This window comes from Roseomonas sp. CCTCC AB2023176 (genome assembly GCF_042259275.1).
Taxonomy (GTDB): Bacteria; Pseudomonadota; Alphaproteobacteria; order Acetobacterales; family Acetobacteraceae; genus Roseomonas.
On record NZ_CP170086.1, the window covers coordinates 196643 to 209092 of the forward strand.

9 protein-coding genes and 1 pseudogene are annotated in these 12450 nt (G+C 68.0%); 3 read left to right on the forward strand and 7 right to left on the reverse strand.

All coding sequences use genetic code 11. The annotated features are described in order from the left end of the window. Nucleotides 1-228: 228 nt before the first annotated feature. On the reverse strand, nucleotides 229-1893 hold the full coding sequence (locus ACE7GA_RS00975) for a hypothetical protein (RefSeq protein WP_376094366.1): 1665 nt from the start codon (nucleotides 1891-1893) through the stop codon (nucleotides 229-231). A 226-nt stretch (nucleotides 1894-2119) separates the two neighbouring features. On the opposite strand from ACE7GA_RS00975, the gene ACE7GA_RS00980 reads away from it, so the two are divergent. Further along, nucleotides 2120-4042 (forward strand): type VI secretion system Vgr family protein, encoded by a 1923-nt coding sequence (locus tag ACE7GA_RS00980; RefSeq protein ID WP_376094369.1) that lies wholly within the window; start codon nucleotides 2120-2122, stop codon nucleotides 4040-4042. A 118-nt stretch (nucleotides 4043-4160) separates the two neighbouring features. Next, complete coding sequence (locus ACE7GA_RS00985; RefSeq protein WP_376094372.1) at nucleotides 4161-4985, forward strand: IS5 family transposase; 825 nt, start codon at nucleotides 4161-4163, stop codon at nucleotides 4983-4985. A 441-nt stretch (nucleotides 4986-5426) separates the two neighbouring features. Here the strand turns inward: ACE7GA_RS00985 and ACE7GA_RS00990 are convergent, their stop codons facing one another. From ACE7GA_RS00990 to ACE7GA_RS01015, 6 genes and pseudogenes are all read right to left on the reverse strand, one after another. Beyond that, nucleotides 5427-5840: a recombinase family protein gene (locus ACE7GA_RS00990; RefSeq protein ID WP_376094375.1), complete on the reverse strand. Its 414-nt coding sequence runs from the start codon at nucleotides 5838-5840 to the stop codon at nucleotides 5427-5429. A gap of 60 nt (nucleotides 5841-5900) precedes the next feature. Next, nucleotides 5901-6503, reverse strand: a complete 603-nt coding sequence (locus ACE7GA_RS00995) for a hypothetical protein (RefSeq protein WP_376094378.1) — start codon at nucleotides 6501-6503, stop codon at nucleotides 5901-5903. 195 nt (nucleotides 6504-6698) lie between these two features. Beyond that, nucleotides 6699-7361: a recombinase family protein gene (locus ACE7GA_RS01000; RefSeq protein WP_376094381.1), complete on the reverse strand. Its 663-nt coding sequence runs from the start codon at nucleotides 7359-7361 to the stop codon at nucleotides 6699-6701. Between the two features lie 49 nt (nucleotides 7362-7410). Next, nucleotides 7411-7533 (reverse strand): hypothetical protein, encoded by a 123-nt coding sequence (locus ACE7GA_RS01005; RefSeq protein ID WP_376100581.1) that lies wholly within the window; start codon nucleotides 7531-7533, stop codon nucleotides 7411-7413. Further along, nucleotides 7534-7899 (reverse strand): annotated as a pseudogene (locus ACE7GA_RS01010) (DUF3489 domain-containing protein); the annotation flags it as partial. 521 nt (nucleotides 7900-8420) lie between these two features. After that, nucleotides 8421-11297: a winged helix-turn-helix domain-containing protein gene (locus ACE7GA_RS01015; RefSeq protein WP_376094384.1), complete on the reverse strand. Its 2877-nt coding sequence runs from the start codon at nucleotides 11295-11297 to the stop codon at nucleotides 8421-8423. 292 nt (nucleotides 11298-11589) lie between these two features. On the opposite strand from ACE7GA_RS01015, the gene ACE7GA_RS01020 reads away from it, so the two are divergent. Then, a complete protein-coding gene (locus ACE7GA_RS01020; RefSeq protein WP_376094387.1) occupies nucleotides 11590-12438 on the forward strand; it encodes a 3-hydroxyacyl-CoA dehydrogenase NAD-binding domain-containing protein in 849 nt (282 codons plus the stop codon). Nucleotides 12439-12450 lie beyond the last annotated feature (12 nt).

A 12450-nucleotide genomic window follows, 5' to 3' on the forward strand; every position in this document is an offset into this window, starting at 1 on the left:
GGTGGAACGGCCCTGTCTCCCAGCGTCCGCCAGACATGGTCCGATGTCTGCTCCGGCACGGAGCGACGCCAAGAGCGTTCGTGCCGCTCTCGGCCAACTGCAGACATGCGGCTTTGCGCCTAGAGCGTTCGTCGTGCGCATCCTTGCTTGCTTCCGAGAGCGGACACACGGTGCGACGGCGTTGTCCTTGCCCGGCCCGCTTGGGGATGGAGAGCGTGCCGATCCGGGCTAGTCGGCCGGGTCGCCCTCATCGAGTGGGATAAAGAGTTCGGGCATGTCCACGATTTCAACGTCGAAGAGGAAGACCATCTCCAATCCCCCCCCGCTGACGGTCTCACCCTGCTTGATGAGGGTGCCCCCCGAGAGCGGCACGAGGGGATTGACCGAGTTCCCGAAGAACATGCCGGTCCAGGGAATGAGGCGGACTGCTTCGATGTTCATCTTCGTGGCACCCATGAGGGGCTGTGGCAGGTCCGGTCGCGACGCGAGCGGGTCGACGGACCGTGTCGCACCTCCGGAGGTGAGGTTAGCCGACGTCGCGGCCTGGGCGTCCGGGACGTGGCCGAGGAAGAGGAGAGCGCCGGACATCGGGGCCACGGCATACCGTGCTCCCTTCCTCGCGACTTGTTTCGTCGCCTCCGTCGCGATCGACCAGGCGAGTCGTATCCTGATGGATTCCTCGACGGTCAACGCGGCGCCCTCGCCGATGGCGGTCGTCGTGATGGCTCCGGTTCCTCCCGTCGCGGCAGCGGTCGCTGCCGACCGCGCGAGGAAGACGCGGGCTCCGTAGCGTGAGCCCACCCGGACTCCGGCGGCCATCGCCTGGAGGGCAGCGCGCCCGACCACGAGGGCGGCGTCGGCGACGATCGGTGCCGCCTCTGGAGCGATGATGAGACCAACGACGAGGACAACGAAGACCGCGGTCACTCCGAAGGCGATGATCATCCCGTCGGTGCTCGTGCTCGGCATGATGAAGGGTCCGTTCTCGCCGGCTGGCGAGAAGCGCGCGAGCAGGCGCTGATTCTCGGCGTCCTGTACGATGAGCTGAGCCGCCCGCTGTCCACCGCAGACGGAGTAGCGCGCGGCGGGCCGCGTGCGAAGGATCGACGTGACGATGTGCGTATCGGCCGGCTGAAAGAGCCGTCGGAACTGCTCGTTCTTGTTCTGAACTCTGATCTCGAATGGTTTGTCGACGTTCGGTGTGATGCCGCGGAGCGACCGGAAGATGTGCACGATAGTCCAGCGCGCGATGCCCGTGACGAGTTCATCGACCTCCTCAGTCTCGAGGTCTGAGTCTCCGAACTCCACAATGACGCAGATCCAGTAGAGGATGATGCCGGGCGTCATCCGCCGGAAGCGCAGGAGGATTTTTATGCTGCTGATGCCGCCCACTCGGTGCGTCATCATCTGTAGAAAGTTGCCGAAGCCGGCCGGGAGACGCTTTAGCAAGTCGATGTCATCGCCTGATCCCGGGTTGTAGCCCGTGCCGGGGGTGTGCTTCAGGCCGAGATCGCCGACCATCTTCGTGATGCCGGTCATCTTCTTGGCCGCGGCGTCGATGCCGGTCCGGGAGGCCGGCTTGATCTCGAACCACTCCTTCGTGCGGTTATCGACGATATCCGGGACGCGGTTCTTCATGCCATTCGCGAAGTAGAACACTGAGAAAGCGGCGGGCGAGATGTTGTCGTGGGTCGCGAACCAGCGTTGGAGCGCCATGACGTTACCCGGCATGAACTGAGCGCCGAAGATCTCCGGGGGGTGCCCGCGGTCCGTCCAGACGTTGACGTTCTCCGTTCCGGCCTTGCGGCGGAGGTAGTTGTCGATGATGAGGTCCTCGGCGATGAGGCCGAACGCCTTCGCGCCCTCGTTGTCCGACTCGTCGGACGGAGCCATGCAGATGCGGAAGCGGCCCCCTGCGACGCGTCGGACCCCCGACATCGGTCAGGGAGCCGGGGAGGCGCGCTGGGGGGCAACTCGTCGGCCTTGAGGATGGTACGGTCCCCGCATGACGGCAGGATAGGGACGGCGGTGCAGGACGGGAAATACTTCTTTTTCCGAGGGTGGCTGGCTTAGGCTTTCGGTTGTCCTGACTCAGGCATGCAAGAGGACTGCGTTGACCATGTCGGCATCGATCAAGACGAACAGGCTCCTCGCATTTCGTTCTGCTATCGATGCGGACTTCACGCCGATCGCGTTCAACGCGCAGGAATCGCTCTCGGTGCCCTATCAACTGCGGCTCGACGTGCTCTCGCCCGTGGGAAACCTCAAGCCCGACGACATCCTCTATCGGACTGCCTGCCTCTCCTTACAGGAGGAGGGCGTCCCGATGCGACATTTTCACGGCCTGATCCGTCGCGTCTCGCTCCTCGGTGGCGATTTCCGGAACAACTGGCGCTACGCGCTCGAGATTGTGCCGAGGCTCTGGTTCCTCTCACAGACGCAGGATTGTCGGGTCTTCGTGAAGCAGACGGCGGAGCAGATCCTCCGGGCCCTGCTCAACGAGTGTGACATCGATTCTGTCGAGTTCCGGGTCTTCGGTGAGAAGCAGGTCCGTGAATACACCGTTCAGATGAATGAGACCGACCTCTCCTTCGCGACGCGCCTCATGCAGGAGGAGGGTTGGTTCTACTTCTTCGAACATTCGGAGCGGGATCATCACCTCGTCATCGCCGACGGAAATGCGGCGTTCGGCTGGGTCGGCGCGGATCAGGCGGCCCGCGAAGTCGAGGTGCGGCCTTCCTCGGCTGAGAACAACGCCCTGGCGAACTGGTGCCCGACGGAGGCGACGACGCACGGCCTCGTCTGCCTGCGAGACTATGACCCGGAGACGCCGCACAGCTTCGCTGTTTCCAATCTGACGAAGCGACGGATGCCCGGCGCCGACAAACGCGATGTGTTCCGCTGGCCGGCGATGACGACGGATCGGGGCGAGGCCGACCGTCGGTCTCGCTTTCTCATCGAAGCCGCGGAGGCGCACTCCTCTCTGGTGGATGGGACGGGGGAGACGAAGACGTTCTCGCCTGGCCACCGCTTCATCCTCCGCCAGGATCCGCATTCCGGAGAGCGGAACAAGACCTACGTTCTTCAGACGGTCGTACATGAGGGGCGTGAGGACGTGAGCCGGAATACGAGCGCCCTCACAGGCTATACGAATTCCTTCTCGGCCTTCCGAGCCGACGTGCCGTGGCGCGAGCGCCTGACGATTGCCAAGCCGATCATGCACGGAATCTTCTCGGCCGTCGTCATCGGGCCAGCTGGATCGGAGATCCACACCGACCGTCTCGGCCGCATCCAGATCCGCTTTCCATGGGACCATCGGAAGGACTCGCAGGCGGACATGTCGATCTGGGTTCGGGTGATTCAGCCCTGGGCTGGCAAGGGCTGGGGAACGCAGTTCATCCCCCGCGTCGGGACGGAGGTCGCGGTCGGCTTCGTCGACGGGGACATTGATCGGCCCGTTGTCATCGGGGGACTCTACAACGGATCCGATCCTTACCCCTTCACGCCACCGGCGCAGCGCTCGAAGTCCGGCATTCGAACGCGCTCCACGCCCGAGGGTGGCTCGTCGGAATACAACGAACTCTCCTTTGACGACGAGAAGGGAAAGGAGCTCGTCTTTCTTCAGGCGCAACGTGACCTTGAGGTGAACGTCAAGCGCAATGAGACAGCCACGATAGGTGCGAACCAGACGGAGACGATCGGGGATAACCGGACGACGACGATCGAACGCGGCGACGACACGCTCCACCTGAAGAAGGGCAGTCGATCAACAGCGATCGACGAGGGCGACGACGACACGGTCGTCTCAATGGGCGACCTCTCCATCACGACGAAGCTCGGCAGTGTCACCGTGGAAGCGATGAAGGAGATCACACTGAAGGTGGGTTCGAGTTCCATCGTGATCAGTCAGCAGGGCATCGCGCTTGAGGGGTTGGTTCTCTCGGTCGAGGGCAAGGTCAGACTCGGCTTGACGGCGCCGATGACGCAGGTCGAGGCGGCCGCGATAGTTGCGGTGAAGGGGGGCCTGATCACCCTCAACTGAGGTTCGCCCGTGGGTATCGTCTGCGGTTGAATGAGCACTCTGGTCAGTCTTTCTCGATCTTAGTGACCGTTTGAGAAAGGCTTGGCCCGACCGCGGCCGAGGGTGGTTCAAGCTCGGGATGTGGACCCGAGAGACCCGAGGCCGGATGGCCGAACTTGGCCGAAAGACGAAGCGCTACCCGTCCGACCTGACGGACGAGGAATGGACGCGGATCGAGCCGCTGCTGCCGAAGCCATCGCGGCGCGGCAGGAAGCCCGAAGTCGATCTAGGCGAGGTGCTGAATGCGATCCGCTACATGGCGCGCAGCGCGGGCGGCTGGCGGATGCTGCCGGTGCACTTCGGGCCATGGCAGACGGTCTATTGGTGGTTCCGGCGTTTCGTCCGGCGCCTGCTCTTTCGCACGATCCACGACGTGGCGCTGATGCTGGACCGCGGGGCGGCGGGCCGGGAGGCCAGCCCGACCGGCGGCGTGCTCGACAGCCAGACGGTGAAGGCGCCGTTCGCCGAGGTGCGCGGCTACGACGGGGGCAAGCGGATCATCGGGCGCAAGCGCCACGTCGCGGTGGACACCGACGGGCGGCTGCTGATGGTGAACCTCACGCCCGCCGACGTGTCGGACAGCGCGGGCGCGCAAACGATCCTCGGCGCCATCCGCAAGCGCTGGCCTTGGCTGAAGCACCTGTTCGCCGACGCGGGCTACGACCGCACCAAACTCATGGACAAGGCCGCGTTCCTCGACTTCGTCGTCGAGATCGTGCGTCGGTCCGACACGGCAAAGGGTTTCGAGGTCATCCCTCGCCGATGGGTCGTGGAGCGCACCTTCGGGTGGATGGTCCGCTGGCGCCGCCTCGTCCGCGACTACGAAAAGCGCCTCGACGTATCCGAAGCCATGATCCACGTCGCCATGGGCGCCCTGCTACTGCGCCGCGTCGCCTATCGATGATTCTCAAACGGACTCTTACTTCCTTCTGAGTTCGTGAGTGGTTGAAGATGACCGCTCGGCGGCTCTGCTTGAGGACCGGGGACCATGGCACCTCGCCGGGCTGATTGTTCGGCTCTGCCGGCCGTTGTCCTCGTCGCGAATGACCCGTACCGCTTCCTTCGGCTGCTCCTCGCTAACCGTGAGGACACGCCTGGTGCCCTCTTCCCGAGCTTCCGGCTGTCGCTCCACATCATGACCTTCGGGCAGCGCATCCGCACCGACTCGAGGCGCTCGCGGAGCAACACAGCCTGTTGGACGCGACGACAGGCCACGAGGGCGTGACGAAGGAGTGCCCGGCCTGTCTCCGGTCGGAGTACCTGCCGTCGGGAGGAGGACTAACCGGACGTCCGGTTCGGTCGACCTTTCTCCCAGAAGCGGACAAGCTGGCAACGTCCAACCCAGTCATTCGCCTGATCGGCAGGGGACGCGGGCGACCGTCGTGTGGGTCCACGCCCCCCTACCTGCGGGAGGCAGAACACCACGGTCGTTCAGCGCCCGCGCCCGCGCCAGCGCAGCCCGCCCGACCACCCCTTCCTCACGCAGCCGCTCCGCCTCCAATGCGAGGCGATGGGCCGCTCTCCCTGCCGTCGCCCGTCGTACCTCCGCCGCAGCGGCCGCGTCCGGCCCCGTGCTAGGCCTGTACCCCCGATCTCCGCCTAGCGCTCGCCCTCTCGCCCGTGCCGCGGCCAGCGCCGCACGCGTGCGCTCTGAGATGAGCTCGCGTTCCTTCTGCGCCATCGCTGCATAGACCCGTAGCATCAGGTCGTCCGCCCCGGGCATATCGATGCCCGACAGCACGTTGCCGACTTCCCTCATGCCGCCTCAAGTTCAGCGGCCGAGCGTCGGAACCGATCGGCGCTCCTGCGTCGCGGCGCGTCAGGCCGAGTAGAAATACGCGGTTCGATACGCGTTGACCTGCCAGGTCTCGACCAACGAGCGTGGCATGTAGCTCTGCGTGGCGATGTCGAACGTGCCGTAGGCCATGATGTTGTCCGTCACGGCGTCGTCGCCCATCATGAGCCGCGGCTCCGCGTTCGATCCGTACCCCGGATGCTTCAGGCCCGCGCAGTGTCCCGCCTCGTGCGTGAGCGTCAGCCCATCGTCGTTCAGCGTGAATGCGTCCATGATGACCCAGGGCAGCCAGTCGAACTTCTGATCAATGGACCCCGGTGCCTCGCCTCCCGTCTTGCCGCCGATCTGGCAGAGGATCACCGGCAGCCGGTTGTCCTCGCTGTAGTAGGTGTCGTTCGCCTTCCTGCGGAGTTCGAGGCGCTGATGACGGCCGGGGTTCTCCCTGCCGCTCTCCGCGATGGGCGCGGTCCAGTCCAGCTCGATGCTTCCCCTCTCGGGGTAGCGCTGGAACGAGATGCCGTGGGGCTTAAGGAACGCGTTGCCCCTCTGTATCTGCTTGTTGAAGACGACCTCCGCCATATTCGCGACCGTCTTGGTGTGAAAGAGTGTGAGCTTCAGGACAGCCAAGCGCTTGTCTCCCGATCCATGCGGCGCCGCTGTGCGCCGGCTGGACCGTTTTCCCTCTCCCCCATTGCAGGGCGGTCGCTTGGCCGTGCCGGGTTCGTCGTGTCTGTCACGGGGTCGTCGGCGAGCCCTTTGCGGGTAAACCAGTCCCCGGCCGACCGGGCGAGCCTGCACCGACCTTCTGAGTGGCCCGATGCGTCAGGCCGAGACGCGGTGGAGCACCCTGGCCACCGTCGTGTGCGTCCAGGCGCCGCGTCCGGCTGGAGGCCGCACGCCACGGTCGTTCAGCGCCCGGGCCAGCGCAGTCTGCCCCTCAACCCCCTCAGCGCGCAGGCGCTCGACTTCCAGCACGAGACGATGCGCCGCCCGCTCCGCTGCTTCCCGTCGAGCCCGCGCCGCAGCCGCCGCGTCCGGGCCCGCTGTGGGCCGGTACCCCCGATCTCCGCCGAGCACCCGCCCCCTCGCGCGTGCCGCGGCGAGCGCCGCACGCGTCCGCTCCGAGATGAGCTCTCGTTCCTTCTGCGCCATCGCTGCGTAGACCCGCAGCATCAGGTCGTCCGCCCCGGGCATGTCGGCTGCCCGGATCGAGACACCGTCCTCGAGCAGCTGCGAGAGGGTGTGCGCGCGCCGGGTGATGCGGTCGAGGCGTGCGGCGACGAGGATGGCGCCGAGTTGACGGCACCGCTGCAAGGCGGCCTGGAACCCCGGCCTCCTGTCGTCCTTGCCGGAGGCGACGTCCTCGTACTCGGCTACCAGCGCCCAGCCCTGCGCCGCGACGAAGGCCCGCACCGCCGCGCGCTGGGCCTCGAGGCCGAGCCCGGAATGGCCCTGCTCGGCCGTGGAGACCCCGTACAGCCCCACCGCGTAGCGGGGCTGGCCGGAGAGGCGGTGATGGTGCGTCCGCGCGGCATCAGCCGACCTCCGCCGTGGCCGCGGTCGCCGGCGTGACCTCCGCGACGCGGTAGATGCTGTAGCTCCCCTTCGCCCCGCTCGCCCCTGGCCCGACCTGGCGCACGCGCTCCAGCACCGCCACGTCCAGGCCCGCCTTCTTCAGTCCTGCCAGGAAGCCCCGGACCGTGTGCCCGGCCCACCCGGTCGCGGCGACGAGGTCGGCGATCGTGGCGCCCTCCGGCCGGCGTAGGAGGGAGAGGACGGCCGCGCGCTTCGTGCCCTCGCGCGGGCGGCGGGGCGTGGCGGGATCCCGGGAGGGGCGGCCACCCGCGCCACGCCGCGCCAGGGCGGCCCGCAGCGCCTCGGTGGCGCCGGGGAGCCCTGTACGGCCGTCCCCCCACGTCCCAGGCCAGCAGCACGGCCTTTGCGGCCCGGCGCAGGGGCAGCCGGGCGGTCTGCAACGTCGTCCCGCCCTCGCCCGTCCTGGCAGGCGGGTTCTCGGCGCCACTGGGGGCCACCTCCCGCCGGATCGCGGCGAGGCCGGCCGGCGTTATCTGCAGCGCGGGGGCGCTCCCCTCCCCCTCCGGCGCGACCTCCTCCAGCAGCCCGGTCCGCAGCAGGCTCGCCATCACGGCATTCCTGGCGGCGGTGGGCAGGGTCTCGGGTGGGGTCGCGCGACCCTCGGGATGATCTGCAGCTGCGTGCAGGACGGCAGCGCCAGTGGCGGAGAGCTTCGTGGGCGTGTTCATGTCGGGGCTCCTGGTCCGCACCCGACCACTCGAGTGCTACCACCCCGAGCCCCGTTCCGCGGTCACCCGCCCGGGGCTGTACGGGAGGGCGCCGACCCGCTTCGCAAACCCAACCCTTCGCTCTGTCCAGCGGGGAAGCCAAGCACGACTCAGAGGACAAAAGGCTTACCGGTAGCCTCACCCTGGTCGGCCGTTCAGCGCCCGAAGCGGACCTCGGGGACGCCTCCGCTCTTGCCCAACAGCGGACATCGCAGCGTGGTGGTTGACTCGTCCAGCCCCGTCACCGTCGGCGATGTGGTTTCGAATGCACGGGCATCTGCGGTCCGACCAGCGAGGGAAACCTCGTGAGGAGATGCCGCGCGACACGGAGATCGGCCGTATCGGCTTCGGCGCCGAACTGCTGGCACGTCTCCACGAGCAGCGCGGACGACATCTGTTGCCCCTTCCTACCTCGATCGAAGCGGGCCAGGCTGATTGCGGCCTTCAACTGCCAAGCGAGCGCCCCGCGATCACGCGCGTGCGCGAATGCCCGCAACAGGTACTCCCGCACTCCCTCCTGGTCCTGCGACGGCTTGTTCCACAGCAGCTCCCCCTTCACCCGCAGCAATTCCGGGTGGATCCAGACCGGTCCGGAATGTTCGGCATGGAGGAGAGCATCGTCCACCTCCCGGAGCATCTCAGCCTCCAGCCCGAGAGCTGCGGCCGCCTGCGCGAACAGGCTCACCGGCAGGAAAACATGCCACTTCGTCGCACGCCAGCGCTCGAGCGCCAGGGTGGCCTCGGCCTGCGTGGCCTCCGTCCTCCTTAGGTGGAGCTCGGCGATGGCCTGAACGGCTCGACCGTAGAGGAGTGGGTCGGCCAGCGCGTGAACCTCGGCAACCTCGACGAGTTCCGCCGCAGCCTCGGCAGCCTCGGCGTAGTCACCGGCATGCAGTGACAACGTGCAGCTGCCCCAGGCGAGGGCCGAGCACAAAGTCGTGGGATGCCCCAATTTGTGCGCATCCGCGACGGCATCTCGAACGGCGGCAAACGCCTCCGTCGGACGTCCTTCGATCCAGAGGACGTGGCCCAGCATGAAGTGGGTCGCGACTGCCTCGTCAAAGCCGGCATGCCGGATTTGGAGCCGCCGCGATGCGGTGGATCGCTGTCGCAGCCGCTCCTCGATGAGGGGCCTCGCCAAGTTGGATAGACCGGAGAGGTGGAGGGTGACACCGAGCATCCAACCTGCGGATGCCAGGACGTCCGGGGCAGCGGCGGCCTTTGCCCGATCTTCGGCCAGTCGCGCCAGGCCCAGGGCTTCGCCGACGGCTCCGATCCTGAGGCGATAGATCCAGAGGCTCTCGAGGACCTGGAACTCCGACAGGGGGGCGTCGAAGCTCCTCGCGAGTTCGAGGGCCCGTAGAAGTGCGGCCTCGGCCTCGGCCGTCACCCCTTTCACGAGTTGCGTGATGATGCCGACGCCGGCTTGGAGCACCAACTCCTCGCGGGTACCACGCAGACCCGCATCATCCAGGCCTTCGAGGGCCCTCTCCAGCCAGGGCTGTCCCTCACCGAGGCGGGACGCGGCCATCCAACACGGGAGCGCCGCCGCGGCCAGACGGATGCCGAGGCCACGGTCACCGGCCGGCGAGAAGGCCCAGGCCAGTGCCGTGTTCACGTCCGCTAGCTCTGGCTCGGAGCCACCTTCGGCGGCGGCTTCGCAGAGGTTCAGCCAGAACGTCGCGTGACGGCGCGCCAGGTGCTCCGCCTCGCCGCCCTCGGCCAGCTTCTCCCTGGCGTAAGCGCGGATCGTCTGCAGCAGCCGAAAGCACGGTTCCGGCTCATCCGCCTCGGTCACGACGAGAGACTTGGTGGCGAGCTCGATCACGTGGGGGACGACATCGGCCGGCGGCACGTCCTCGTCCGCCGCGATGACGGCTGCGGCCGGGAGGGTGAAGGTGTCGGCGAAGGCGCCCAGCCGGCGAAACACCGCCTGCTCCGGTGGTGAAAGGAGGTCGTAGCTCCAATCCAAGGCCGCCCGCATCGTCCGGTGCTGGGGAAGGCCGGTGCGGCGACCGCCGGCGAGCACGCGGAGGCGGTCGGCCAGCTGCACCTCTAGGCCACGAAGGCCCAGCACCCCGACGCGGGCTGCCGCGAGTTCGATCGCGAGCGGGACGCCGTCGAGTTGCCGGCAGATGTCCGCGACGAGTGGCGCGTCATCGTCGGTCATCCGGAACTCATCGGAGTTCGCGCTCGCCACCTCGACGAAGAGTTGCACGGCCGGATAGCGCAGCGCCTCGCCCGCGCCGCTCACTCCCGTTGCCGGCGGACATTCCAGGGGTGGTAGCCGGACGACGTGCTCCCCGTGAACGCGCAAGGGCTCGCGGCTCGTCGCGAGGATGCGGAGATGGGGCGCTCTGCGCAGGAGGGCCGCGACGGCCGAGGCGACGGCGTCCACGAGATGCGCGCAGTCGTCCAGGAGAAGCAGAAGGCCTCGGCCGCGCAGGGCCGCCGCGACGTCCGCGACCGTCAGGCCCGGCCGGACGTCGAGCCCCAGGGCAGCCGCGACGGCACCGACGACGAGGGCTGGTTCCACGATCCCTGCCAACTCGACGACACGGTGGCCATGTTCCCCGGCAGCGTCGCGCCGGTCCGCTACGGCGCGGGCGACGGACGACTTGCCGATGCCGCCGGGCCCGACGAGCGTGACGAGCCGGTAGCGCCCGATCCGCTCGACGACCTTCGCGACGACCTCGTCGCGTCCGATCAGCGGCTCAAGGGACGTTGCCGGCTCCGGGGCCCGCTCGGTGTCCGGTTCCGCGGGCGCATCCGCCATACCCTCCACCGTCACCGGTGCCACGAAGCAGTAGCCCTGGCCCTGGCTCGTCTCAATGAACCGCCGTCCGTCCTGGCCGTCTCGGAGCGCGCGCCGCAGGGCGGCCACCTGGAACTTGAGGTTCCCCTCCACGACGTGGGTGTCGCGCCAGACGCGCGCGATCAGCTCCCCCTTGCTCAACCGCTCCCCCGGCCGCTCGACCAGCACGAGCAGGATGTCGAGGGCGCGGCTGCCCAACCGGAGCGGCCTCCCAGCCTCCAGGACCAGCCTCTGCCGCGGCAACACCCGGAACCCGCCGAAGGACAGGGCAGGCTCGGGAGGGAGAGGGCTCTGCTCGGCCACGAAGTCCTTCCAGGTCGTCGGGTTCCCGGAACGACCGCAGGTTAGCCGAGGTGGCCGTCATGCGCCGCTGCTTTCGGCGCAGGGCACCCGCGCCGCCCTCACCGCGGCTCTAACCACAGCATACCAGCCCTTACCCCACTCGCGATCCGGGGCCGCCTAGAACGCGCGGGCAGACGGGCGGCACCCCCAACCCCCAACGCCGCCCGGACTCGCGGGCGGCCGGTCATCCCCCCCCGACCGGCCGCCCACTTCCTTCACGCTTCGGGGCCCTGCCGCGGGAAAGGACCTGAGCATGCCCATTCGGACCGTCGGAATCGTCGGCGCAGGCACGATGGGACGCGGCATCGCCGGGGTCTTCGCCCGGGCTGGCATCGACGTCCTCCTGGCCGACACCTGCAAGTCCACCGCGATCCGCGCGGCCGCCGGGGTGCTCGACAGCATGGAGCGCGCCGTCGTCTGTGGCGGTCTGTCCCCCGAGGAGAGGGCGCGGGCCGTGGGCCACGTCCGGCCGGTCGCCTGCGAGACCGACCTGAGCCCGGCCGACCTCCTTATCGAGGCGGTGCCCGAGGACGCGGACCTCAAGGCGACCGTGCTCCATCGGATCGAGCCGCTCCTCGGCCACGAGGCCATCATCGCGTCGAACACCTCCTCCGTGTCGATCACGCGCCTCGCATCGGCCCTGACCCGGCCCGACCGCTTCATCGGGATGCACTTCTTCAACCCGGCCCCGCTGATGCGCCTCGTCGAGATAGTGCGCGGGCTCCGGACGAGCGATGCCACGCACGACGCCGTGGAGGCCCTCGTCGTCCGGCTGGGCAAGACGCCCATCACCGTCAAGAACTCCCCGGGCCTCGTCGTGAACCGCCTGCTGCTTCCTATGCTGAACGAGGCCTTCACCGTCCTCGGCGATCACCAGGCAGAGGCCTCCGACATCGACGACGCCATGCGCCTCGGCTGCAACCAGCCGATGGGTCCGCTCACGATGGCCGACCTCATCGGTCTCGACGTCGTCCTCGCCTCCATGCAGCGGCTGCACGAGGAACTGGGCGACGCGAAGTACCGCCCGGCGCCGCTGCTGCGGGAGATGGTCGCGGCCGGCTACCTCGGCCGCAAGTCCGGCCGCGGCGTGTACCGCTACTGATGCACTGCCGAT